25 protein-coding genes and 2 pseudogenes are annotated in these 23,130 nt (G+C 48.5%); 13 read left to right on the top strand and 14 right to left on the bottom strand.

What is annotated here, in order from left to right:
• Positions 1–171 precede the first annotated feature (171 nt).
• From MiSe_RS37060 to MiSe_RS37035, 6 genes are all read right to left on the bottom strand, one after another.
• Entirely contained in the window at positions 172–405 is a 234-nt protein-coding gene (locus tag MiSe_RS37060) for a response regulator (RefSeq protein WP_226589891.1), read from the bottom strand.
• Positions 389–3,529 (bottom strand): hybrid sensor histidine kinase/response regulator, encoded by a 3,141-nt coding sequence (locus MiSe_RS37055; protein ID WP_226589887.1) that lies wholly within the window; start codon positions 3,527–3,529, stop codon positions 389–391. Before MiSe_RS37055 ends, MiSe_RS37060 begins: the two co-directional genes overlap by 17 nt.
• 15 nt (positions 3,530–3,544) lie before the next feature.
• Complete coding sequence (locus MiSe_RS37050) at positions 3,545–6,436, bottom strand: methyl-accepting chemotaxis protein (protein WP_226589883.1); 2,892 nt, start codon at positions 6,434–6,436, stop codon at positions 3,545–3,547.
• Positions 6,437–6,496: 60 nt separating this feature from the next.
• Positions 6,497–6,991: a chemotaxis protein CheW gene (locus tag MiSe_RS37045; RefSeq protein WP_226589879.1), complete on the bottom strand. Its 495-nt coding sequence runs from the start codon at positions 6,989–6,991 to the stop codon at positions 6,497–6,499.
• A 4-nt stretch (positions 6,992–6,995) separates the two neighbouring features.
• Positions 6,996–7,373, bottom strand: a complete 378-nt coding sequence (locus tag MiSe_RS37040) for a response regulator transcription factor (RefSeq protein ID WP_226589876.1) — start codon at positions 7,371–7,373, stop codon at positions 6,996–6,998.
• Between the two features lie 76 nt (positions 7,374–7,449).
• The gene (locus MiSe_RS37035) at positions 7,450–8,460 is read right to left on the bottom strand and encodes a response regulator (protein WP_226589873.1); all 1,011 of its coding nucleotides are present in this window, start codon (positions 8,458–8,460) and stop codon (positions 7,450–7,452) included.
• A gap of 956 nt (positions 8,461–9,416) precedes the next feature.
• Here MiSe_RS37035 and MiSe_RS37030 point away from each other — a divergent pair.
• On the top strand, positions 9,417–9,629 hold the full coding sequence (locus MiSe_RS37030) for a hypothetical protein (protein WP_226589870.1): 213 nt from the start codon (positions 9,417–9,419) through the stop codon (positions 9,627–9,629).
• A gap of 141 nt (positions 9,630–9,770) precedes the next feature.
• On the top strand, positions 9,771–9,890 hold the full coding sequence (locus MiSe_RS37025; protein ID WP_226589866.1) for a photosystem I reaction center subunit VIII: 120 nt from the start codon (positions 9,771–9,773) through the stop codon (positions 9,888–9,890).
• 164 nt (positions 9,891–10,054) lie between these two features.
• Here the strand turns inward: MiSe_RS37025 and MiSe_RS37020 are convergent, their stop codons facing one another.
• The 6 genes from MiSe_RS37020 to MiSe_RS36995 form a co-directional block, all read right to left on the bottom strand.
• Complete coding sequence (locus MiSe_RS37020) at positions 10,055–10,174, bottom strand: photosystem II reaction center protein J (RefSeq protein ID WP_226589863.1); 120 nt, start codon at positions 10,172–10,174, stop codon at positions 10,055–10,057.
• Positions 10,175–10,250: 76 nt separating this feature from the next.
• Positions 10,251–10,373: a photosystem II reaction center protein PsbL gene (psbL, locus tag MiSe_RS37015; RefSeq protein ID WP_226589861.1), complete on the bottom strand. Its 123-nt coding sequence runs from the start codon at positions 10,371–10,373 to the stop codon at positions 10,251–10,253.
• 9 nt (positions 10,374–10,382) lie between these two features.
• Positions 10,383–10,517, bottom strand: coding sequence for a cytochrome b559 subunit beta (gene psbF / locus MiSe_RS37010; RefSeq protein ID WP_226589858.1), 135 nt, complete (start codon positions 10,515–10,517; stop codon positions 10,383–10,385).
• A 20-nt stretch (positions 10,518–10,537) separates the two neighbouring features.
• Positions 10,538–10,786: a cytochrome b559 subunit alpha gene (gene psbE, locus MiSe_RS37005; protein ID WP_226589855.1), complete on the bottom strand. Its 249-nt coding sequence runs from the start codon at positions 10,784–10,786 to the stop codon at positions 10,538–10,540.
• 830 nt (positions 10,787–11,616) lie between these two features.
• Positions 11,617–12,624, bottom strand: coding sequence for a photosynthesis system II assembly factor Ycf48 (locus tag MiSe_RS37000; RefSeq protein WP_226589851.1), 1,008 nt, complete (start codon positions 12,622–12,624; stop codon positions 11,617–11,619).
• A 114-nt stretch (positions 12,625–12,738) separates the two neighbouring features.
• The gene (locus MiSe_RS36995) at positions 12,739–13,074 is read right to left on the bottom strand and encodes a rubredoxin (RefSeq protein ID WP_226589848.1); all 336 of its coding nucleotides are present in this window, start codon (positions 13,072–13,074) and stop codon (positions 12,739–12,741) included.
• A gap of 259 nt (positions 13,075–13,333) precedes the next feature.
• Between MiSe_RS36995 and ndhC (MiSe_RS36990) the strand changes: the two are divergent.
• From ndhC (MiSe_RS36990) to MiSe_RS36980, 3 genes and pseudogenes are all read left to right on the top strand, one after another.
• Positions 13,334–13,642, top strand: a pseudogene (ndhC, locus tag MiSe_RS36990) (NADH-quinone oxidoreductase subunit A); the annotation flags it as partial.
• Positions 13,611–14,057: pseudogene (ndhK, locus tag MiSe_RS36985) on the top strand (photosynthetic/respiratory NAD(P)H-quinone oxidoreductase subunit K); the annotation flags it as partial. The pseudogenes ndhC (MiSe_RS36990) and ndhK (MiSe_RS36985), both read left to right, overlap by 32 nt.
• Positions 14,058–14,662: 605 nt before the next feature.
• Entirely contained in the window at positions 14,663–15,241 is a 579-nt protein-coding gene (locus tag MiSe_RS36980; RefSeq protein ID WP_444980604.1) for a DUF4360 domain-containing protein, read from the top strand.
• A 443-nt stretch (positions 15,242–15,684) separates the two neighbouring features.
• Here MiSe_RS36980 and MiSe_RS36975 read toward each other — a convergent pair whose 3' ends face one another.
• Complete coding sequence (locus MiSe_RS36975; protein WP_226589843.1) at positions 15,685–15,870, bottom strand: hypothetical protein; 186 nt, start codon at positions 15,868–15,870, stop codon at positions 15,685–15,687.
• A gap of 115 nt (positions 15,871–15,985) precedes the next feature.
• On the opposite strand from MiSe_RS36975, the gene ndhC (MiSe_RS36970) reads away from it, so the two are divergent.
• From ndhC (MiSe_RS36970) to rdgB, 6 genes are all read left to right on the top strand, one after another.
• Positions 15,986–16,348, top strand: coding sequence for a photosynthetic/respiratory NAD(P)H-quinone oxidoreductase subunit C (ndhC, locus tag MiSe_RS36970; protein WP_226589840.1), 363 nt, complete (start codon positions 15,986–15,988; stop codon positions 16,346–16,348).
• The gene (gene ndhK, locus MiSe_RS36965) at positions 16,345–17,073 is read left to right on the top strand and encodes a photosynthetic/respiratory NAD(P)H-quinone oxidoreductase subunit K (protein WP_226589893.1); all 729 of its coding nucleotides are present in this window, start codon (positions 16,345–16,347) and stop codon (positions 17,071–17,073) included. Before ndhC (MiSe_RS36970) ends, ndhK (MiSe_RS36965) begins: the two co-directional genes overlap by 4 nt.
• Positions 17,066–17,566, top strand: coding sequence for an NAD(P)H-quinone oxidoreductase subunit J (locus MiSe_RS36960; RefSeq protein ID WP_226589837.1), 501 nt, complete (start codon positions 17,066–17,068; stop codon positions 17,564–17,566). The genes ndhK (MiSe_RS36965) and MiSe_RS36960 overlap by 8 nt, the downstream gene beginning before the upstream one ends.
• Before the next feature lie 7 nt (positions 17,567–17,573).
• Positions 17,574–17,804 carry a hypothetical protein gene (locus MiSe_RS36955; RefSeq protein ID WP_226589835.1) on the top strand — a complete coding sequence of 77 codons (231 nt, stop codon included), beginning with the start codon at positions 17,574–17,576 and terminating at the stop codon, positions 17,802–17,804.
• A gap of 139 nt (positions 17,805–17,943) precedes the next feature.
• Positions 17,944–19,404 (top strand): phosphoglucomutase/phosphomannomutase family protein, encoded by a 1,461-nt coding sequence (locus MiSe_RS36950; RefSeq protein WP_226589833.1) that lies wholly within the window; start codon positions 17,944–17,946, stop codon positions 19,402–19,404.
• Between the two features lie 80 nt (positions 19,405–19,484).
• A complete protein-coding gene (gene rdgB, locus MiSe_RS36945) occupies positions 19,485–20,075 on the top strand; it encodes an RdgB/HAM1 family non-canonical purine NTP pyrophosphatase (RefSeq protein WP_226589831.1) in 591 nt (196 codons plus the stop codon).
• 42 nt (positions 20,076–20,117) lie between these two features.
• Here the strand turns inward: rdgB and MiSe_RS36940 are convergent, their stop codons facing one another.
• On the bottom strand, positions 20,118–20,456 hold the full coding sequence (locus MiSe_RS36940; RefSeq protein ID WP_226589828.1) for a P-II family nitrogen regulator: 339 nt from the start codon (positions 20,454–20,456) through the stop codon (positions 20,118–20,120).
• 372 nt (positions 20,457–20,828) lie between these two features.
• Between MiSe_RS36940 and MiSe_RS36935 the strand changes: the two genes are divergently transcribed.
• Both MiSe_RS36935 and MiSe_RS36930 read left to right on the top strand, forming a co-directional pair.
• The gene (locus MiSe_RS36935) at positions 20,829–21,668 is read left to right on the top strand and encodes a cyclase family protein (RefSeq protein ID WP_226589826.1); all 840 of its coding nucleotides are present in this window, start codon (positions 20,829–20,831) and stop codon (positions 21,666–21,668) included.
• Between the two features lie 444 nt (positions 21,669–22,112).
• Positions 22,113–22,988 (top strand): alpha/beta fold hydrolase, encoded by an 876-nt coding sequence (locus tag MiSe_RS36930; protein ID WP_226589823.1) that lies wholly within the window; start codon positions 22,113–22,115, stop codon positions 22,986–22,988.
• Positions 22,989–23,130: the final 142 nt, after the last annotated feature.

The raw sequence follows: 23,130 nt of genomic DNA, 5'->3' as shown, positions 1-23,130 counted from the left end.
TTTAGCCAATTGCTATCACCTCTTGTTGCTGTAAGTTAAATTATAATTTACTGCTTTTAACCTGAGTGTTAATATTAATTAAATTCACCTAATATTGACGGCAGATAAATCTGCTCGCATCGCGTTTGGGCCCCGATTTAAAAATGCGGGGCTACCACGCTCCCGGTATTTTTAGGTGTAGCACTCGTCATGACCGTGATGGTAATGCAGCATTTGAATGTCGAGCATTACGACATCAGGCTTTTGGGCTTCTACCTGTGCGATCGCCGCTTCGCCATTGTTGGCGCTACCCACCACCTGAAAATCTGGCTCCCGTTCCAGCCAAGTTTGCATGATCTCGCACAGAATTGTTTGGTCATCTACCAGTAAAATCCGCATCAACGAATCATTAGTTATTAGCGTCATGGGTAGAGGCTCGCGGCTGGCTGGTCAATGTTTCTAGCATTTTGAGTAAGGCTTGCTCGTTGTAAGGCTTAGAGAAATAGGCAGCAGCACCCAGATTCATGGCAAGCTCGCGGTGCTTATCCCCCGTGCGGGAGGTCAGCATAATCACGGGCATCTGTTTGAAGTTGGCATTGGCTTTGACCTGTGCCAAAAAGCCATACCCATCAATGTGAGGCATTTCAATGTCGCAGATGGCTGCGGTCACGTTTAAACCCCCTTGGAGCTTATCTAAGGCATCTTGACCATCTTTAGCTTGTTCGACCTGATATCCAGCTTTTTCCAGGGTTAAGGCCAGGAAGCGACGGACATTGATCGAGTCATCTACAATCAGAATCCTGTTTTCCCCAGGAGGCAAGGCGGGGGTGGGGCGGTTATCCTCAAGTCTGGCGCTCGGAAAGGCCATCGGGTCGCCAGAGCGATTAAGAGGCGCTGACGCTTCGCGAACGCTACTGGCGCTCCAGCGCAGGAACTCTGGCACATCGAGCAGCGGCACAACTCGCCCATCCCCTAAAATGGCGCAGCTAGAAAAGCCTGAAGGTAAAGGTAAATCGCCTTCCACTTGACGCACAGCAACTTCCTGATCGCTCCAACAACAGCTGATGAAGATGCCTGCGGGTTTGTCACCCCCAGTGACGATCAAGGCAACGGGTCTGCTGATAGTGGGAGGGGTTTCCAGTTCTTGGAAGTGGCGGGGGCAGTGAAACTTGAGCCAGGGATCTAGACGGAGCAACGGCACCATTTTTCCTTCTAGGTTCAAGACTTCGCTACCAGCGGTTGCTAACACCTGCTGGGGTTCGAGGGAGACGATCTGTTGAATGGCGTCGGTGGGAAATGCCAGTAACATACCGTTGCTCTGGGTTAGCAGCACTCGCGTCACCGAGAGGGTAAACGGTAATGTAATTGTAAAAGTTGTTCCCACTCCCGGTTGGGTATCGACTTGAATTTCGCCCCGAATCTGTTTGAGGTTGTTACGCACCACATCCATGCCAACCCCACGACCCGAAAGGTTACTCACCTCTTCCTTGGTTGTAAACCCTGGCTCAAAAATCAGGGATAGCAAATCGCGCTCGCTCGCACTAGCCAGCAAATCAGCATCCAAACCCATTGCGATCGCTCGGTGGCGAATTTTGTCGAAGGGAATTCCCTCACCGTCATCTTTTATACTAATTAGCGTCCGGTTGCCCCGATGGCTGGCCTTGATTTCAATCAGTCCCGATTCAGGTTTACCCCGACTCAGACGAGTTTTGGGGTCTTCAATGCCGTGGTCGAAGGCATTGCGTAATAGGTGCATCAGCGGGTCTTGCAAAACCTCCAGGATGTTGCGGTCAACTAGGGTTCTCTCCCCGTAAATTTTCAATTCTACGGGTTTGCCGTGGTGCAACGACAGTTCGCGCAAGGCTCTGGGGAAGCGGGTGAGGATATCGGCAAGCGGACGCATCCGCACCTGCTTGAGGCTTTTTTGCATTTGTTTCGTCGTTTTGCCCAGGTTGTGAGACTTTTGTTCCACATCTTCTAGGCTCAGTTCGATATCGCTGACGACCTCTTGAATTTGGACGATAGTCTCCATGACTTCCCCTCCCAAAAAGTGCAGATCGCCGTAGCGATCCATTTCCAGGAGATCGAACCCCTGGAGGGCTTCCCCCATACGCTCTGGCATCGCGGATGGCAAAGCAGTGGGAGAAGAGTTGTCAGCTTTTCCCTTTCCAGTTGCCAGCCCCCCGGTAGCCGAGCGGTCGTAGACGAACCGCAACTGACTATTGGCTTGCTCGAGTTTTGGCAGTCGGTGGCTGAGGGTACTAAAAAGACTACGCAAGCGTTTGAGCTGCAAGGCAAGACCATTCCGTTCAATGGTGAGTTCCCCAAACAAATCGTTGAGTTGATCGAGATACTTCAAGGGGACGCGGACGGTGGCATCTGAGTCTGCTGAAGTTGGAGGGGTAGCAGCTTCATCCTGCTTGACTTCTAACGCTGGCAAGTCGGTAGTATAAACCTCTGGTGCAGTTGTTCCCAATTGCTGTGCCGTCGTTTGCACATCTGTGACCCAGAACGGATCAAACTCCAACAGTGACTCTTCCTCAACTTCGCCAGACGCTCTGAGTGGCAGACGTCCGTAGGGGAGGAGAGAAAATGTCTCCCTGTCCGCTTCATTCCCCGCCTCGCCTGCGTCCCCTATTTGGGCATGGTCGCCATCAACTGGTTGCCTTCGCACCAGGGGGAGAGCAGGGGAGCTGGTGGCAGCGGTGAGCGGTTCGTCTTCCTGGGTGTCTGTGGCTGCCCAGATTTTGGCCTCCTGATTCCCTGTCACCCTGCTCGCCTGGTCAGACAGGGCGATCGCTGTGGGCAACAGAGCGAATTGTCCGGTGAGGATTAAGGCTTGTGATTGCCGCCACGCTTGCACCGCTGAATGGGCAATCGCTTCCACCTGCTCTGGTGCAGCTGCCAACTGCTGCGTCACGGACTCGCACAACTGGCTAAAGCCATTGAGCTGGAGCATCTCGCCCAACCCGCCCAGTTCTTGCGCCAGGATTTCCAACTCTTCGTGCAAGCAAGGCAATTGGGGGTCTGCCAAAACCGACTCAAGACGTTGCAGGCATCCCTCCACCTCGGTTTCAAACAGCAAGGAAATGGCATCTTGCCCATCTTCTGGCAACAGCAAGGAAATGGCATCTTCCGCCTCAGCTTCCCCCAATCGCTGACCGAGCTGCTCGAAGACTGGGTCGGCTTGGGTGGCTATCCATGCTGGGTCTGGGGGGTGGCCTTGGCGATCGCGCGCGATCGCATAGCGCAAACAATCGATCCCAGCCAGCAGCAGCCCCTCAAGTTGGGGATCGATTTGCAAGTTTTTCTGGGTTTTTAACACCTTCAAGGAATCTTCTAAGCGATGCGCCAAATGACTCAACACCCCAAATCCCATCATGCCCGCCCCGCCTTTGATCGAGTGGGCAGCTCGCAAGGCGGCATTGATTTTTTCGGTCTCTACTTGACGCTGAGCCAATCCCAGCACGACTGCTTCCAGAGTCCCCAGGTAATCCTGCGCTTCCTCCAGAAACAGGCGTTTGATTTGAAGTTCCTTTTCTTGTGACATAAATTTATCTATGCCTTAAGAAGCTACTTTAAAAGTACCGACAGAGGTTTGCAGCTCCTGAGCGATCTCCACCGTCTGGCGCAGCGATTGAGACACCTGACGCGAGGAGTTGGCTGTTAGCTCAGATACCTGGGCGATGTCTTGCATCAAACTGGAAACGGCTTTAGCCGTCTGCACCTGGGACACGGTGGCGGTGAAAATCGATTGCACCAACTGATCGATCTGGCGCGACACTTCCAGAATTTGCCCCAAACTCTGCTTCGTGCCCTCTACCAGTTTCGTGCCTTCCACCACCTGGGCGGTGCTTTGCTCCATCGCTTCGACTACTTGAGCAGTCTCGCGTTGGATGCCTTCCACAATCCGTTCAATTTCTTGCGTGGCGTTGGCGGAGCGGTTCGCCAGGGCGCCCACCTCTTCTGCCACTACGGCAAAGCCGTGACCTTCTTCTCCCGCCCGCGCTGCCTCGATGCCAGCGTTGATCGCGAGTAAGTTGGTTTGCATGGCAATCTGGTTGATCAAGGAAACGACTTTAGAAATTTGCTGGGAAGATTCCCCTAAGCGCTTCACTTTTTTCGCGGTTTCTGCCACGGTTTCGCGCAGAATCAAGATATTCTGCACCGTTAAGTCCATTGCCATTTCGCCGGATTCAGCCGTCACCGAGGCACTGCGAGCCACCTCGGCAGCTTGACTGGCGCTCCAAGCAACCGCTTGAATCGAAGCAGTCATCTGCTGGACAGATTCGAGGGTGCGTGTAGTCTCTTCGGTTTGTTTGAGAGCGAGCTGGGCTAGTTGGCGGATGCCGTCTTCATTTTCTCCCAAGGAGGCATTCACGAGCAGGGCTGATTGTTTGACTTTGGTGACAATTTGCCGCAGGCTTTCGACAATCGAATTGAAGAAGTCCGCCACAGTCCCGATTTCTCCGGCTGTCACTTCCGCCCGCACGGTCAGGTCTCCCTGCGCTGCCCCTTCAATGTCGCCCAAAAGGTCAATCAGCTGCTGTTGGATCGCTTCTTTAGCCATTTTTTGCTCTTGCAAGAGCGCGGCTTGCTCAAGCGCAAAGCCAAGCTGAATGGCAAGCTTAGCCACAAGGTCTATCTCTGCTTCTTCCCAGCTGCGCGGTGCAAAACAGTGGTGGGCGCACAGCAAGCCCATCAGTTGCTCGCTATGCAAGAGTGGCGCGACGATACTGGCTCGGATTTGGAAGCTTTCGAGAAAATTGCGGTGACAGTCGGTTAGCCCTTCTGCGTAAATGTCATTCATTGCCCGCACGCGACCGTTGCGGTAGAGTTCGATCAATCCTTCCCGGAAGGGGTCCTTGACAGTTTCTCCTAGAATTTTGCGCCAATCACCGCCGACGGATTCGGCAACGATCGTGCCATTCCAGTCATCGTGGAAGCGGTAAATGACGACGCGGTCGGTGTTCAAGGCGTCACGCAGTTCGGTGATAGCGGTATTGAGAATCTCTTCTTCGTTGAGACTTCGCCGCACGCTGAAGACGATTTGATTCAACAGCCGCGATCGATCCGCGACCGCTTCCTGGTGACTGGCTTGCTCTGCGAGTTGTGCTTCCGCTGCGACGATACTATCTGCCATGTGGTTAAAGCTGGCAGCCAGCTGTCCAATTTCATCCCCAGTCCTAATGTCTGATCGGGCCTGACGATCGCCAGTGGCAAATTTTTCCGCCATTTGCTGAAGCTGCTTCAGGGGATCGGCAATCAATTGCCCCAGTATCCTGGCTAAGAAGAAATTTAAGAGTGCGACGATCGCTATGATCAGTCCCTCTAATATCAAGTCTTTCTTCAGGATGGAATAGAGTTCATTTTCTGGAGTTCCCCGCACCAAAATGGCAGTCGGTTCGCCGTTAAAATCTGGCAAAGCTTCAGCAGCGACGGTGTAGGTTTGCGTCCCTACCTTGATGCGGTCTGTGACGGGATTGCCTACCTTAGCAGCCGCTCGTTCTAGGATGGATGAGTTGGAAAGTTCGACATTGGCTGTTGCCAATTCTGCTTTGCCCTCTTCCTGATTCAGAGAAGTTGCCAAGACAAATTTCCCTGGGGATTGCCACTGGTAGATGGCGCTGTAACCCCCATTCAGAATCTGTAGCGTTTTGTGGACAATGGTGGGCTTGCCATTGACAATATCCCCGGACACCAACACCCCAATCACAGCGTCAGTGTCGGGATCGCGAATCGGGGTCACGGTGTAGCGAATCAGGGCGTCGCTCGCTCCCAACCCTTGGGGCAAGGGCGGCGCTTCTGTTTCTAGCTCTTTCCAGGAAGCGATCGCATTGGTCTTAATCTGGTTGGGATATTTCAGGACGGTGCTAACCAGACCATTGGGATCGAACTTTTCCCCGGTTCGATTCCCATTGGCGTTGGCGATAATTCGCAAGTCGTTGCCAACTAGCGTTGCATATTCGATGTTATGCTCTATGATTGCGTAGCGCAGAAGTCGCTTCAGCTGCTCTTGCGTTGTACGGGATAGGGGTTGACCTTCGGCATGGTTTCGAGCGGCTGCAATAATGGTGTTATTATCGGCTTTTCCATTGAAGTCGAACGCCATTTGATCGACTTTGATATGGTAATTGATCTTGGTAATTTCCAGTTCTGTCTTGGCATGTTTTTCCAATTGGCCTAGTTCGTGTAACACGAGTATCCCAGTGCCTACCCCCGTCAGTCCGCCGATAGAGACAACTCCAGAGGCGAACAGACCAGCGAGCAGTTTGTTCCTAACAGGCAGTTTAGAGAACCACTGTAAAAGGGGTGTCTTCCGTGTAGCAGATGAAGGAACATGAGGTCGACCCGATGGTTGTGGTAATTCCCCATTCTGGCGCCAGCCAGCACTTGCCGTTTCTTCCCCCTGTGAGCTGGAATTTTTTGGCAGCGGTCGCTCGAATTGAGTGGTCATAATGTAAATGCAACAACAGAGCAAATAGGTGGACAAAAATCCCTCGAGTCCTGGAGAAGTTTAGTAGCTGTGGAACACGGGGGAATGAGCGATTGCAGGGACATCTAGCAGCAGCCAAATTGCTTGGTCTAACATGCATCCTCGCACATAGGGAACCAAAGCAGCGCTCATATTTTCTATCGGCGACTGGATGCGATCGCTACTCAAGCGCACAATCCCTTCAATTTTTTCCACCACCAATCCCATCTGCCTGGTGCCAACTTGCACAACAATGATGTTGTAATGCTGCAATGGCATCCCAGATGATGAGAGCTGTAGTAGGCGGGCTAGGTCGATCGCCCACAGCACCCGACTCCGCCGATTGAACAATCCCACCATGCAACTGGGCACGTTGGGCATGGGTGTTAGGCGTTGCACGGGAACAACTAGCACCTCCAGTAAATAGCGCATCGACAAAATCGCTTTGTTTTGCCGGTCTAGTCGCACCCGCAAATAAGGCTCCTCTGGCGGTTTGTTTTCTGGATTGATTGGGGGGGCAAGCGCTGAATGATTCATCGGTTTAAATCACCATGCACTTGACGGCACGAATCAGTTGTTCGCGGGTAAACGGTTTGGTGATGTAAGCATCAGCCCCTTGTTTCATCCCCCACAGGCGATCGATTTCTTGGTTTTTCGAGGTACAAAGAATAATGGGAATTTTTTCAGTGGCTGGGTTTTGCTTGAGTTTCCTACACAGCTCGAAACCACTCATTCCTGGCATAACTACATCACTAAGAATTACATCTGGTTTTTTTTCTATCGCTAGATTAATTCCCTCCTGCCCCGTCAATGCGCCGAGCGCTACGTAACCGCTTTCCTTGAGGTAGGTACTGATTAATTCCAGTTCGGACAGGGTATCTTCCACGATTAAAATTGTTACCATTGACATTAAATTCATAGGGGTTTTTTCTCAAAATTTATTCCGAGTTTCCTGTTGACACGCTCTGACAACTCAGATGCATCTCCACTTGCCATCAGGGTAAGTACTTCTGCACTATTTTAAGCAAGTCTGATTTGGTGAAAGGCTTTGTCAAGTAGTCTGTTGCTCTGACTAGCTTTGCTCTGGCTCGATCGAGCAATCCGGAATTTCCGGTTACCATAATAATCGGAGTCTTTTTGAATAACGAGTGTCGTCGCAAGAGGGAACATAACTCATAGCCATCTATATTGGGCATTGTTATATCCAGCAGAATTAGATCGGGTTTGTATCGAATAATTTGCATCAATGCTTTCAGCGGGTTGTCAATCATAACTACGGAATAATTTTCCGCATCTAAGAATAGATTGATAGTTTTTAAAACGCTGGGATTATCGTCTATACAGGCAATGGTATAATTATTCTTAACGGGAGACTCATGATGGGAATTTATTGAATCATTGAATTGTCTCGGTGGATCTTGAATTGAATTTGTGCTTTCATTTGTGCTTTCATCCGATTCATTTTGCAACCGCGAGGCACGAGACTGAAATGACACCGTGGAGGTTGAAACTGAAAATTTAGGCGGCTGTAATTGACTTTGAAGATGGTTTGTAAGCAGCGAAATATCGAGCCAGCAAAATTTAGGAAATTGAGTAAATTCTCCAGACTCTATAATTTCACAATCCCCTTGACGAACCAATGAAAGAGACTCAAAAACTTCTCGAGCCAATCGCTCAATCAGAATTGCTGCCTGCGGGGGATTGAGATACTGGTTGTGAACTAACCAGCAGATCGCTTGGTAATCAGAGTTTTGAGCAGACTGACTAGCTCGAAACGTTGCCAAGTGGGAAGGAACAGCACCGACCAGAGTCGGAATTTGATGACTCAGACGAGTCAGTTGGCGATCGAGTCGTTCAAAAGGTTCCAGCGAATTAGTGGCGTAGACCAGTTTTCCTTTGTCTAGATAGATTGACCAAGTAACTCCTCGGCTCGATATTTGCAAACAACCATTAAGGTGGCGATTGGCTAATTGTGTCAACAAACTCAGAGGGTATAGTGTCTGCATAGGTTGGTAGCCAGTCATAATCAGGTTTGGATTAAGTACAGATCTTTTGAGCCACACCCCGCTCTAAAGAGACGGGGATTCAGGCCAGGAATTAAAGGTGTAGGTAATGATTTCTGGCGAACGGGTCGCACCCTGGCTGAAGTACGGAAGATTCTAAGCAGGATGCTAAGCAACAGGTTAAAACACCGTTGCTTCGCTTTATCTTTTTAGATGGCAATTGCCTCTAATTGGAGAGACTTGAGTTCCGCTTCAAACCAATTACTGGAATAGACTTTGCTTGAACAACACCACCGGATAGGTAGTTAAGTTGTGGCTGGACTCTATGTCCGTTTGCCTCAAAGTTCTTGCCTGTTAAAGTTTTGAACAACCATCAGAACCAACCCTTACCAACTCCCACGTTCACTATTTTCACCAGATTTTATACCAAACGGTTCGCGAGTATATTCGCGGGCGTAACGTAGGCTTAGCTCGTTCAGGATATAAACAGAATTAAAGATGCTTAAAAGTTGTCCCAGACCCTAGAGAGAATATGCCGATCTAAATCTTTAATTCGACACAACCAGAAGGGCAATTACACCCTGTAGCTGAAGTCTTTTGCGTATTCTACCTAGAGCCGAACAATTTAGTGCATCTACTTTAATTATAATTACCATACTTGCCCAAACCCTACCAGCACTTTTGCGGATGTTTATCTAATCTTCAAAATAATTTGCTACAATCTTAAACTATTGCCGAAAAAAAATAAGTGCTTTTACTGAGTGGAAATGCCCGAAATCAATGGGACGTCAGCAGGCGATCAATTCCCCTGGGAGGACGCTAAGAGATCGCCTCTGGCAACTGCTAAGCTGCTACGCATTTAAATCGAATCAAGAAACTGGCTTGGCGGCCGATCTTATCAGAAAAAGCGAAAAATCGACTGTCAAATTAGATACGTAGCAGCTGATAATCTTCTGCTGTTGCGATCGATCGAGGCTCCTATCGGCTGGGTGTCGCCCCTAGAAACCCCGCCCCAAGGACTGGGGAACCTACGAGGCGACGATACAGGTGACGATTCCCTTGGGATCATAGTCCAGGAAATCCAAACCAAACGGGAAAGTCACAAAGTCACCCTCGATCGCACCGTCCTCCCACCCCATCTACTGGCGTTCGAGGATGAATTTGAATTCTGATCCGGGGAAAAGCCTCATTACCCATGACCCATTACCCATGACCCAATTTGTTAAAAATCTTTATAAAGCACCAACTTGACGCCAATTCACGCTAAAGTTTTTCTCAAAGTCTTGCACTAAATACAGATAGGAAATTTACTCATGTACGCAGCTTCTTTTTTACCAACCATCCTGATTCCCATCGTCGGCTGGGTTTTCCCTGCTGTAGCAATGGCTTTCTTGTTCATTTACATTGAACGGGAAGACCCCTCCGGGATCTAAAACATCCATTTGCTAATGGCTAATGGCTAATAGCTAATTGCTAATTTACCAATCGAGCAATTAACTATTAGCCGTTAGCTATTACCCCAATGACCAATGGAAAGACCGCCGACTCAAATGAGGATAGGCGGTCTTTCTTGTAGGATTATAGTCTTCAGACTGATTTACATAGCAGAGCCTAAACCAGCATAAGCACCGTAGAAGAAAATTCCCACAACGGTGAGTACGCCGATTCCAGCAATAGTTGCTACGATCCACAAAGGAATTCTTCCGCTTCCACTCACAGCTTTTACCTCCTCAAACAATACAAAAACACTCGCAGTGATACGCAGATTAATTGCGGTCTGAAATTTTATCCAGTTAGTTGAAGAAATAACTGGAGAACAGCACGCCGAGAACGAAAATCAGAAGTAAGCCGAGATACAGAGAAGTCCGGTTTAACTCGACAGGCTGATTATTAGGATTGGGGGAACGAGTTGGCATCGATTACTCCTAGCGTTGAATAAACTGCATGGCGGCGATCGCGCCTAAGAAGAAGACGGTGGGAACAGCTAGGGTATGAACTGCCAGCCACCTGACGGTAAAAATCGGATAAGAAACCGGCTGATTGATTCTGTTGCTATCCATAATTCAAAACCACTCTTTAACTACTTGCTATTGAACTCTTTAACTTGTTGACTGGCTTCGTAGCGGTTCGTCACGATCGGCAACTGTTGGCGCTGTTGAGTATAGTACTGGTCGGGCCGAGGGGTGCCGAATACATCATATGCCAAACCTGTCTGAACAAACAGCCAGCCTGCGATGAACAACGCCGGAATGGTGATGCTGTGAATCACCCAATACCGGATGCTAGTAACAATATCCGAAAACGGACGCTCTCCAGTAGTACCTGCCATTGGCTGTTTCTCCTCTCAAAGATTGCAAAAGCTCAATTAATATCATAGTTTGACATCCTCTCCGTCCTAAAGGAGCGGAAATTCCTCGCCACGCCACCCTTATGGATGATCGCTGAATGGGGTTGACGCTTCACCGAACACAGCCTGCACGCAGGTCTTACACGTTCTCCACATCCGTTTTAAGTCTCGGAATGCCCTCCCGCGACTAACTAAAACAAACGAAAAATGACTTACTTTTTGCCTCCGGGTTGGACTTTTACCATTGCCCTTGCAGCGTTCTCTACGACTGCTCTCACCGTAGCTATTTCAACGTGTTTTGAGCCTAGAGGGGGTGGATGTATTCACCAATGGTATTGTATCAAAAGCCGCCGTATAACGGCGGGGCTTTTCTCCCATTTTTTTGGTCAAAAAACATAGAAAAATACTCTATGTTTTTCTTTTTTGGTTCTTACCCCAATCTGGGTAATGGCACGGCATTTTTAAGGTTGTTGCTTGGCTCAATCAAGCCAAGGTTGCCGTGCCTTTACTGGGCGCTTTTTCCCCAAGAGATCGTAACTTGGGAAAACTTACCACAGTTGAAGTACTTGCTTACCTGCTTGCGATTGAGATGATTAAAAGACACCCATAACAGAGGCTTTTAACCTTGACTTTTTATAGTCTCGCGTAGCACGTCGCCAGGGGCTTTTTCATCCAACCTTAATTGGTGAACTGCGCTTGCCCTGATTGAGTATTTTACCCGATTGCGCTACCAGTTCAAGAGGAAACTTTTCACTGGGATTTTGTTGATGAGATAGCTTACCTGAAGCAGGCAAGCTATCTAACCAATCATTTCAAGCCGCTTCAGATGGTGGTTCGTATCGCAGCAAAGTGCCTTTTTGCCCGATAATGAATCCCCGCTCTGGCTGGACAAATACGATCTTGTAAAGGTTAGAAGGCACGTTTTCAATCGCGCGGTCTTTTTGCCAGGTTTTGCCCCCATCAGCGCTGTAGAGCAAATTACCGCTACCACCAGCTAGCCAAACTTCGTCAGGCGTCCGATAGGCTAAATCCAATAAACCCCAACTGGTTGAGAGTTCTGGATATTCTGGTTCTTCCCACTTTTGGGGATCTTCAAGACTGCTGAATTGAATTTGACCGCCCCTCGCCAGCATCCATAACCGACCATCTTTAGTAAACCCCATATTTTGCACGCGGCGGGAGCTATTGCGATTGTGGGGTACCCAAGCTTGTTGTCCTGGTTCCCAAGTCGAGTAGAAGTTACCTTTAGCGGAAACGGCTACGTACTTGCCATCAGGCGAGCGCGAAATATTCCGCACCACCCCTACGGCTTCCTGTACCAGCGCTTTCCAGTTTTTCCCGCCATCTAAAGTTTTGTAAATCGCTCCCACATCAGTCGTCATCTCGGCTGAATCCGCGCCCAGCGCCAGTATCGTATTCGGATCGCCTGGAAGCTTGGAACTTAAGGGAATGCGCGACCAAGACTTTCCTTCATCAGCAGTATGTAACAGCAAGCCGGGTTTTCCGGCAATCCACCCTTCTTGTCCGGAAAAACTCACCGAAGTAAAGCGGTAATTTTGATCGCCTAACTCCAGATTTTTTTCCTGCCAAGTCTTACCGCCATCGGTTGTTTCAAACAGGGTGGCGCCGCTGCCTACCACCCATCCGTGCTGCATGGAATCGCCAGTAAAAGCAATGTCTTGTAAGTTCGACTCGGTTGGTAAACTAATCGTTTGCCAGGGGTTGAAACTGGTGGAAGGTACCTTACTGCAACCGATACACAGCAGGACTACTGCTAACAAAACTCCTACTTTTTGTAAGGCTCTTAAGATTGAGTGCATTGCTTTTCAAGCTATCTGTAAGTCGTCAACGGTCAGTCAAAAGGGTCAATTATGAGGGATGAACCTAAGTAACGAACTTCGATCCATCCCCGATTCTGTTTCGGTCAAAACTTATTATTGTAAACCATAGAGACTGATGAAGAATAAAAATCCCAGCCCCAAGCCGCCAAAGATTAGTAAATTCTTCTGGGTCGGCGTTAGGGTGTTGACACCCAAGCCGTAGCCAAAATTGGCCTTAAATCCAGATGCGCTGCCGACTGGGCCAATGTTTTGGAATACCTTAGCGCGCGCACCACAAACAGGACAGCGCCAAGTTGGCGGCAACTCTTCAAAGGGAGTTCCCGCAGCGATGTCGTGCTTGTTATCTCCCTTGGCGGGTTCGTAAACATAGCCACAGGCGCCGCATTCGTATCTATCTAACGCTTTCGCATCAACAGCTTGGTTGCTCATGGCTCACGCCCACTAAGAATTGGATCGAATTATTAAAATCTCTGTTACAGATTATGACATGGACTGTCCCCTATGGTTATCCTTGTTATCTTCTATGCTTGCTGAAAGATGAAAGCAGTGCTGCTGTGAGGCTTTGAGACAATGTGGCTCTGGCGCTGCCGTTGTACTATGTAAAAGTAAGTAACAATAAGTTTATTTAGCCCTAACGGTAGTAATCAACCTGTTTGTGCTCAGCGGCTATGAGTAGCTACTAGGCTTCCTGATCGTATGCAGCCTAGTGCCTGCCCTTGCTCTTACAGCTTCTAAACTGCTCCGGCCTAGTCGTCGCGGCCCAGAGCGCCGCACCACCTAAGAATCAGGCATGGAACCGATTGGGGGAGCTTGGATTCAGTTCAACATCCGCTACTATATGTTCGCGCTGGTTTTCCTTGTCTTTGATGTTGAGACTGTTTTCTTGTACCCCTGGGCGGTGGCCTTCCATCGGCTGGGTTTGTTGGCTTTTATTGAAGCTCTGATCTTTATTGCGATTCTGGTAGTTGCTCTTGTTTACGCTGGGCGCAAAGCAGCCAAAAAAAATTTTAAATCCCGTAGAGCGCCCCACGGTGACGCAAGAGTTGTCGGAAAACGTGATTCTGACAACTGTTGACGACCTCTACGACTGGGTGAGACTGTCGAGTTTGTGGCCTTTGCTGTTCGGTACGGCTTGCTGCTTTATTGAATTTGCAGCTTTGATTGGCTAGAGATTCGATTTCGACCGCTTTGGTTTGGTTCCCCGTTCTAGCCCCCGTCAAGCCGATTTAATGATCGCGGCGGGGACGATTACGATGAAGATGGCGCCTGCTTTGGTTCGCCTGTACGAGCAAATGCCGGAACCCAAGTATGTAATCGCGATGGGCGCTTGCACGATTACTGGCGGCATGTTCAGCGTGGACTCGCCAACGGCAGTACGCGGTGTGGATAAACTAATTCCCGTCGATGTTTATAGCCAATTGCAGCCGTATGAGGTACGGCTTGTTTGTCAAGCGCGCAGCATTAATGCTGCGCGCTTGACAAACGAAGCAAAAACGCTGTACCTCACTCGCTTGCAATCTGCTGTATATCCCTTCATAAAAAAAATCCGGAATATGCGCGTAAGTCCTGTATAAGTGAAATCACCAGGTACTGACAGTGGTTCAACGCAACTCACGATCAACGAACCCGCCATCTGTGGCCTTTGTCCTGATGGTGTGCGGACTACTGTAGGAGAAGGCTTTCTCTCGTCTCTCGTTTACCTACTGCCAAAGTTCAGAGATCTTGGGGAAATTTATTAGAGATTTTGCGGAACTTTATCTGACTGGTATGTGTCTTAAAAAGTAGCAGCAAATAAAGCTTTTTCGTTATAAAGCTTTTCGATGAATTCCATTCCTCGAAAAAGCCCTGAGCTAGTTGATCTAATTTAGATCGTCAGATTGACTTTCCTAGCTTTGCAGTCTTCTATTTGGAGAAGTATTGCCTCAATTTTGCTTCTATTGTTCAGGGTAATCTTAACAGAAAAATTATTGTCAGGGTAATCTCCACAGAACACTTAATTATATTCAGGAGAAGATCCATGAAGTTTGCCAAAGTATTAGTGGCCGCGATATTAATGTCCGCTTCCGCTGCGATTAGCCCCGCCTTGGCCCAGCAAGTTCAAATTTTAGGCGCAAGCTATGGTGGTACTGGTTGCCCCGATGGCTCTGCCAGTGTCAGCGTCAGCCCCGACGGTCAAGAACTAACCATTCTATTTGATAAGTTTGTAGCCCTGGGAAATAACGCAGCAGAAACCCGGAAAAGCTGTAATTTGAGCATTCCCATCCGAGTACCCCAAGGCTTCCAAATTTCTCTCTACGATGCTGATTATCGTGGTTATGTAGCACCAGGAACCATTGGGAACTTAAGAGCAGAATACTTTTTTGCAGGCAGCCGCGGCCCAGTTTTTTCCCGGACTTTCACGGGCGAAACTAACTATAACGTTCGCGATAGCTTAGCGACTGTAGCTGATGTTTGGTCTCGCTGTGGTGACAGCATAAATATGCGCGTCAATGCTGCGATGACAGCCAGAGGCGCTGGAAGTGCCACCGTTGACTCCTTCGATTTGGCTCACCGCGGTTTGGTTTATCACATCAAATACCGCGCCTGCCGTCCCTAAGCTGCTCATACGCGATTGTGAGAGTGGGGGGTAAACCCACATTCCACACCCTGGAGTGTCAAGGGGCTACGGATTTTACGGTACTTTAGGAGAGGTTGACATCCTCACCGCCCTAAAAGTGCGGTGATTCCTAAGACTCACGACGCGCGGTTTCTGCTTCATTGCAACTGCCTCCACCCTTAAGGGATTTGGTCTTAAGTTCGCTCCACAGACTGAAACGGTGTGTCCCACCGCCATATGTATCGAAATCTGATATCGAAATCTAATATCGAAATCTGATGGAGATTTCTGATGTAGTTTGTTGATTCAGGGGATGCTTACACCCATTGCCCCGTCCTCTTTTCCCGGTCTACCGATTTTTCTGCGCCGTTGCCAGTCTGGCAAACTTTGGTGTTAGGCTTTATGTCTCCATCGTCGCGGGTGGGTCAGTGACCACAACAATTCTACCATGTCAAGCCGTCCTCAAAGGACGGGGTTTCAAACCCATTTTTTCTGATGAGCGATCGCCCCCAGATTTGTAGCAAGGGCGATCGCTCATTTTGGGCAAGCTTTTTCAGCCCAAGGAGACTGAATTGAGCTTGGGCGAGCGCTATTTTTGTTTCGAGCAGCGATCGCCGAGTTTCCAGCAATCCCCCCGATCAGCTAGTTTCATCAAACCGAAACCGAGTTGGCAAATCAAGGGCTTTTATTAAATGTAAAAGTAAGTAACAATAAGTTTATTTAGCCCAAACGGTAGTAATCAACGTGTTTGTCCTCAGCGGCTATGAGTATCTACTAGGCTTCCTCATGGTATGCAGCCTAGTGCCTGCCCTTGCTCTTACAGCTTCTAAACTGCTCCGGCCTAGTCGTCGCGGCCCAGAGCGCCGCACCACCTACGAATCAGGCATGGAACCGATTGGGGGAGCTTGGATTCAGTTCAACATCCGCTACTATATGTTCGCGCTGGTTTTCGTTGTCTTTGATGTTGAGACTGTTTTCTTGTACCCCTGGGCGGTGGCCTTCCATCGGCTGGGTTTGTTGGCTTTTATTGAAGCTCTGATCTTTATTGCGATTCTGGTAGTTGCTCTTGTTTACGCGTGGCGCAAAGGAGCCTTGGAATGGTCATGAACGCTGATGCTGCTTACGAGCAGCAACTGAAGGAAAAAATTTTCAATCGGGTAGAGCGCCCCACGGTGACGCAAGAGTTGTCGGAAAACGTGATTCTGACAACTGTTGATGACCTCTACGACTGGGTGAGACTGTCGAGTTTGTGGCCTTTGCTGTTCGGTACGGCTTGCTGCTTTATTGAATTTGCAGCTTTGATTGGCTCGAGATTCGATTTCGACCGCTTTGGTTTGGTTCCCCGTTCTAGCCCCCGGCAAGCTGACTTAATCATCACGGCGGGGACGATTACGATGAAGATGGCGCCTGCTTTGGTTCGCCTGTATGAGCAAATGCCGGAACCTAAGTATGTAATCGCGATGGGCGCTTGCACGATTACTGGCGGCATGTTCAGCGTGGACTCGCCAACAGCAGTACGCGGTGTGGATAAACTAATTCCCGTCGATGTGTATATCCCTGGCTGTCCTCCGCGTCCAGAAGCAATTATGGATGCGATTATCAAGCTGCGGAAGAAGATTTCCAACGATTCGATCCAAGAACGGGCAAAATTACAGCAAGTTCACCGCTATTACAGCACGACCCACAAAATGAAAGTTGTGCCGGATATTTTGACGGGTAAGTACCTACAAGCGCCGACTCGCGAAGCACCGCCGCCAGAATTGGCAGAAGCGTTTGGGTTACCCGTACCGGCGCTGGAGGCTGCCCAGAAGGAGGAAGTAAAAGGTGGCTAATGAGTCTCAAATTGTAGAAGCGGGTAAAATCTCCCGCTGGCTGACGGAAAACGGCTTTGAACACGAGTTTTTGGGGCCAGACCATTTAGGGGTGGAAATGATTAAAGTTCCTCCTGAATTTCTGATCCCAATTTCTACTGCTCTCTATGCCTACGGGTTTAATTACCTCCAGTGTCAAGGGGGTTATGATCAGGGGCCAGGAGAGCAATTGGTCAGTTTTTACCACCTGATCAAAGTCAGCGATAATGCAGATCGTCCGGAGGAAGTGCGGGTAAAGGTTTTTCTGCCAAGGGAAAACCCGGTAGTACCTTCGGTGTACTGGATTTGGAAAACCGCAGATTGGCAAGAGCGGGAATCCTACGATATGTATGGGATTGTTTACGAAGGGCATCCGAACCTGAAACGGATTTTAATGCCGGAAGATTGGGTGGGTTGGCCTTTGCGAAAAGATTACATTTCCCCCGAGTTTTACGAGTTGCAGGACGCTTATTAAGCGCGAGGTGGGAGAGCGATCGCTTATCATTCGCCCCACCCAGACAAAAATTCGTCAAGAAGCCCCCCATCCGGGGGCTTTTTTATTGGCGATGGATGCAATGGCAGCGCCAACCTTGGGCAATACAGCGGATTGCCAGCGAGTGAGGGAAAGCCTTATGGCAAGTTTGTGTAGCGGCACCGTTAACGGTGCCGCTACACAAACTTGCCGTACCTCATACGGCTGCAATCGGCTATAAACCGCGTTTTTACCCTTTCTTTTAGTTTCAAAACGCTAAAAAACCCCGTTTTTTGCCATATTATTCCTAGAGGTGCAACCTGTAAATTGGATACACTCAAAAAGTTGGTGTCATAATTGCAAGTGAGGCAGATCCGATCATGGTTCACCCATCCTCTGTGCCCATTACCGTGAATCCGATCAAGTTCGGGACGGATGGCTGGCGAGGTGTTATTGCAGCAGATTTTACGTTTGAGCGCGTGGCTCTGGTTGCACCCCTCGCGGCACAGGTATTGTTGAAAGTATACGGGGACACAACCGGAAACCGTACAATTATCGTAGGTCACGACCGGCGTTTTATGGCGGAACTGTTTGCCCGCACGGCGGCGGAGGCGATCCAAGCGGCAGGGTTTGATGTACTTTTAACAGAAACTTATGCGCCGACTCCGGCGTTTAGCTGGGCGGCTAAAAAATTAAACGCTTTGGGGGCGATTGTAATCACCGCCAGTCACAACCCCGGTATCTATTTGGGATTAAAGGTTAAGGGTGCATTTGGCGGATCGGTGCCGCCGGAAGTCACGCATCAGATTGAAGCGTTATTAGAGCAAAAATTGCCGCCTGTGGCATCTCCCGGTAGTTTAGAAATGTTCAATCCTTGGCCTAGTTACTGCGAAGGGTTGCGGGCTAAGGTGGATATCGAGAAGATCCGGGATGCGATTCGCGCCGATAAGCTGACTGTTTTTGCAGATGTGATGCACGGTGCGGCGGCGACTGGACTGGGGCAAATTCTGGAAGTACCGGTGCAGGAAATTAATAGCGTACGCGATCCGTTATTTGAGGATGGCGCACCTGAACCCCTGCCTCGTTACCTATCCAAGTTGTTCCAAACTATAAAAACTCACCAAACCACTCACAAAGATAGTCTGGCAGTCGGATTTGTGTTTGATGGGGATAGCGATCGCATCGCCGCTGTAGACTCCAATGCCAATTTCCTCAGTTCCCAAATCCTGATCCCGATCTTGATCGAACACCTGGCAACACGACGGGGTATGACTGGCGAAATCATCAAAACCGTCAGCGGTTCCGATTTGATGCCCAAAACCGCGGCGTTATACAAACTACCCGTGTACGAGACGCCCGTTGGCTATAAATATATCGCCGATCGGATGAACGAAACTGATGTTTTAATCGGTGGCGAGGAGTCGGGTGGCATTGGTTACGGCACTCACATCCCCGAACGCGATGCTTTGCTGTCGGCATTATACTTGCTGGAAGCCATTGTTGAATCTGGCTTGGATTTGAGCGATCTGTATCGCCGTTTACAAGAGCAAACCGGCTTTTTTGCCGCCTACGATCGCATCGATCTGCCTTTGGCAGGGATGGACGTGCGATCGCGCCTCCTCGAACAACTTCAAACTCAGCCCTTGACAGAAATCGCCGGACGTGGTGTCGTTGATTGCAATAAAATTGACGGCTATAAATTCCGTTTAGACGATGGTAGCTGGTTGATGATTCGCTTTAGCGGCACGGAACCGCTTTTAAGGTTATACTGCGAAGCTGCTACTTTAGAGCAGGTGCATCAGACTTTAGATTGGGCTAAAAATTGGGCAAATTCTGTTTAATTTCAGATTGTAGATTGCAGATTGCAGATTTTAGATAAAATTTAAATCTGAAATCTAAAATCTCAAATCTGCAATCCCCAATGACAGATTCTAAATTGTTAGTCGTAGCGACTGGAAATCCAGGGAAGCTCTTAGAAATCCAGGCTTATTTAGAAGGTTTGGATATAGAATTGGCGCTTAAACCCGAGGAACTGGAAATTGAGGAGACGGGGGACACTTTTTTAGCCAATGCTTGTTTGAAGGCGTCTCAAGTAGCAATGGCTACCGGGGAGTGGGCGATCGCAGACGACTCCGGTTTAGAAGTCGATGCGTTAGATGGCGCACCGGGTATATATTCGGCGCGTTATGGTAAAACAGATGCGGCGCGGATCGAAAGGCTGCTGATGGAATTGGGTAACGAATTAAACCGACAAGCCCAGTTTGTTTGTGCGATGGCGATCGCGAGTCCCGATGGTTCTATTGCCCTACAAGCTGAAGGTGTTTGTCAAGGGGAAATTTTGCACGCCCCTCGCGGTAGCAATGGCTTTGGCTACGACCCTATATTTTATGTACCCGAAACGCAAATGACTTTTGCTGAAATGCCCCCTGAAGTCAAACATGAAATTAGCCATCGAGGTCAAGCCTTTAAAGCCTTGCTACCGCAATTGCAGATTTTAGATTTTAGATTTTAGATTTAATTAAATCTGAAATCTAAAATCTAAAATCCAAAATTCTTAGATTGCTTCCGTGTTCTTTTCTCCAGTCCTAATCCGCACGACTTGCTCGACGGGCGAGATGAAAATCTTGCCATCGCCGATTTCCCCTGTGCGAGCAGCGGCGATAATTTTGTCAACTACTAGATCGACTTGATCGTCTTCTACTACCACCTCAATTTTGAGCTTTTGCAGAAACTCAACGGTGTACTCAGAACCGCGATAGCGTTCGGTTTGACCTTTCTGGCGTCCAAATCCTCGCACTTCAGAAACCGTCATCCCCACAATGCCAGCATTAACTAGCGCGATTTTGACTTCGTCGAGTTTAAAGGGGCGAATAATTGCTTCAACTTTCTTCAATTTCCTGACTCCTCAGTTCGGTTCTATTCGTTTCTCTATTTAACAGTTTGACAACGGCAAAATCTGAGAGCTTTCTTTTCCACTTTAGGAAAAATTGCCTCCAGATAACGTTAAATAATATTATATTTTTAGCTTTGAGCCGACTTAGTGCCTACACTGGCTGTTGCTGCTTGTCTCCCTTAACGCACGGTTTGAGACGACCTCATCCCAGTTCGCCCTTTAGTATGACGGCAAATGGTTAGATTTTTGTAGCAGTTAATACTTTTTAACTGAGTGATAGATTGCTAAAGATTAAGGCGATGCGATCCGATTACCCTTCTCTCCCATGCCATGCCTTATGATTTTTGTCAACCCATTTATTAGGAGAGCAGAATGAAACTCGTCAAAATGGCTGTGGGCGGAATGCTGATAGTAGGATTAGGGGGCGTGGCTGTTGTAGCGCAGACAAAACAAACCCAACAATCGAGTCTGGCAGAAGCTTACCAAATCATCAAAAGCAAGCAATTTGTTGACCTCACCCACGCCTTTGAACCGGGAATTCCCCGTTGGAAAGGCTTTCCCGACGAAAAGCGCGAAACGCTTTATTGGTACGAACCAGGTGTAGGCAAGTTGGGTTCTGGCTTCTGGGCTGAGTATTTTTGCCACGTCGGACAGTGGGGAACTCACGTAGACCCGCCCGCTCATTTTATCAAGGGATTGCGTACCGTCGATCAGCTTGAACCTAAAGAAATGATTATGCCGCTGGTAGCAATCGATGTCCACGAAAAGGTCGCCCAAAATCCCGATTACACGATTACGATGGAAGACGTGAAGGCTTGGGAAGCAAAGCACGGTAGGATTCCAGAGGGCGCATTTGTAGCAATGCGAACCGACTGGTCGAAACGCTGGCCTCATCCGAACGCAATGCAAAACCGAGACGCCCAAGGCATCGCGCACTATCCAGGTTGGAGCATGGAGGTGCTTAAATACCTCTACGAAGTGCGAAAAATTACCGCTTCTGGTCACGAACCCACCGATACCGATCCCGGTATTGCAACGAGCAGAAATGATTATTCCCTGGAAACTTATATTCTGAAACAAAACCGCTACCAGATTGAATTGCTGACCAATTTGGATAAAGTACCAGAAGCAGGAGCGTTAGTAGTAGTATCATTTCCTAAACCCAAAAACGGCTCTGGATTTCCAGCACGAGTTTTTGCTATTTTGCCGTAATCGGTAATGGGTAATCGGTAATTGGTAATTGGTGCTTTTACTAAAAATTCAGTTTCTGTGTAAGTTTTGTTTTTCTAATTTTAAAAACACATTGATCGAAAGATTATTCAGAGCAAGTCAGGGTGCATCGGTTGCGTATAGTTTATCCAGGACTTACACAAAGAAACCCGGTTTCTCTGAAAAATCGTTGGTTTGGCAACTAGAGATATAGGTCGAAACAAAGGTGATGACCTCGTCTTGCGTAAGTCCTGATACCTAACTCAAGTTGCTAGTTATCTCTCTGGGAGCGGCTAATGGCGTTACTAGGCTCTGCCCTGGTCACGAGGCTAATGGCGAGATTGGTAAAAATCCTATATTAGCAATTAGCAATTAGCCATTAGCAACGCCAAAGTTTATAACTAGCAACTTGCGTTACCTATTACCAATTACCCATGACCAAATTCTATGTTTGATAATTTTGAAAAATCCCTAATCGATACCAGCGGCGCAACAATTAACCTGGTCAAGGGAGGGAAAGGATTTCCTCTACTGCTGCTACACGGCTATCCCCAAACTCACTTAATGTGGCATAAAATTGCGCCTTTCCTAGCTAGAGATTTTACCATTATTGTGCCTGATTTGCGCGGATATGGGGATAGTTCAAAACCTGAAGGCGGGACGAATCACATCAACTATTCAAAACGCGCAATGGCGCAAGACCAAGTTGAGGTGATGTCTAAACTAGGCTATGAAGAATTTTACTTAGTCGGACACGATCGCGGCGGTAGGGTAGCACACCGAATGGCTTTGGATCATCCTAACCGAGTGAAAAAATTGGCTGTTCTCGATATCGTGCCTACCTATAAAATGTATGCTACTACGAATAAAGAATTTGCCACGGCTTACTATCACTGGTTTTTCTTAATTCAACCCTACGATTTCCCAGAAACTTTAATTGGGTCTAATCCAGAATACTGGTTACGCAAAGCTTTAGAAGCGTGGAGTCGTAACAACCTATCGGCGTTTCCCCCAGAAATATTAGGGGAGTACCTGCGCTGTTTTAGCAACCCAGAAACGATTCATGCTACCTGCGAAGATTATCGCGCTGCTGCTACTATTGACCTGATTCACGACGAAGCAGATATGAATCAAAAAATTGCCTGTCCCGTACTAGCTTTATGGGGCGGAAAAGGTTTTGTCGGACGCAGTTATGATGTGCTGGAAAGTTGGCGAGAAAGGGCTAGTAAAGTCAGCGGTAAAGCTTTACCCTGCGCGCATTTTCCGGCTGAAGAAGTTCCAGAAGAAACTTATCAAGCCTTGTCTGATTTTTTGGTTAATTGAAAGTAGGGACACGGCGTAGAATCAATTTTGGTTTATACCAAAAGATTGTCAAATGCCGTGTCCCTACTTGGGCAACGAGTAGAATCAATTTTGGTTTATACCAAAAGATTGTCAAATGCCGTGTCCCTACTTGGGCAACGAG

It is taken from the genome of Microseira wollei NIES-4236 (genome assembly GCF_020521235.1).
GTDB classification, from domain to species: domain Bacteria; phylum Cyanobacteriota; class Cyanobacteriia; order Cyanobacteriales; family Aerosakkonemataceae; genus Microseira; species Microseira wollei.
This window is presented reverse-complemented; position numbering and strand designations above follow the sequence as displayed.

Coding starts and splice junctions, on each gene's coding strand:
- MiSe_RS37060 (WP_226589891.1), bottom strand. CDS start 405: ATGACGCTAATAACTAATGATTCGTTGATGCGGATTTTACTGGTAGAT.
- MiSe_RS37055 (WP_226589887.1), bottom strand. CDS start 3,529: ATGTCACAAGAAAAGGAACTTCAAATCAAACGCCTGTTTCTGGAGGAA.
- MiSe_RS37050 (WP_226589883.1), bottom strand. CDS start 6,436: ATGACCACTCAATTCGAGCGACCGCTGCCAAAAAATTCCAGCTCACAG.
- MiSe_RS37045 (WP_226589879.1), bottom strand. CDS start 6,991: ATGAATCATTCAGCGCTTGCCCCCCCAATCAATCCAGAAAACAAACCG.
- MiSe_RS37040 (WP_226589876.1), bottom strand. CDS start 7,373: ATGAATTTAATGTCAATGGTAACAATTTTAATCGTGGAAGATACCCTG.
- MiSe_RS37035 (WP_226589873.1), bottom strand. CDS start 8,460: ATGCAGACACTATACCCTCTGAGTTTGTTGACACAATTAGCCAATCGC.
- MiSe_RS37025 (WP_226589866.1), top strand. CDS start 9,771: ATGTACGCAGCTTCTTTTTTACCAACCATCCTGATTCCCATCGTCGGC.
- psbL (WP_226589861.1), bottom strand. CDS start 10,373: ATGCCAACTCGTTCCCCCAATCCTAATAATCAGCCTGTCGAGTTAAAC.
- psbF (WP_226589858.1), bottom strand. CDS start 10,517: ATGGATAGCAACAGAATCAATCAGCCGGTTTCTTATCCGATTTTTACC.
- psbE (WP_226589855.1), bottom strand. CDS start 10,786: ATGGCAGGTACTACTGGAGAGCGTCCGTTTTCGGATATTGTTACTAGC.
- MiSe_RS37000 (WP_226589851.1), bottom strand. CDS start 12,624: ATGCACTCAATCTTAAGAGCCTTACAAAAAGTAGGAGTTTTGTTAGCA.
- MiSe_RS36995 (WP_226589848.1), bottom strand. CDS start 13,074: ATGAGCAACCAAGCTGTTGATGCGAAAGCGTTAGATAGATACGAATGC.
- MiSe_RS36980 (WP_444980604.1), top strand. CDS start 14,663: ATGAAGTTTGCCAAAGTATTAGTGGCCGCGATATTAATGTCCGCTTCC.
- ndhK (WP_226589893.1), top strand. CDS start 16,345: ATGAACGCTGATGCTGCTTACGAGCAGCAACTGAAGGAAAAAATTTTC.
- MiSe_RS36950 (WP_226589833.1), top strand. CDS start 17,944: ATGGTTCACCCATCCTCTGTGCCCATTACCGTGAATCCGATCAAGTTC.
- rdgB (WP_226589831.1), top strand. CDS start 19,485: ATGACAGATTCTAAATTGTTAGTCGTAGCGACTGGAAATCCAGGGAAG.
- MiSe_RS36935 (WP_226589826.1), top strand. CDS start 20,829: ATGAAACTCGTCAAAATGGCTGTGGGCGGAATGCTGATAGTAGGATTA.
- MiSe_RS36930 (WP_226589823.1), top strand. CDS start 22,113: ATGTTTGATAATTTTGAAAAATCCCTAATCGATACCAGCGGCGCAACA.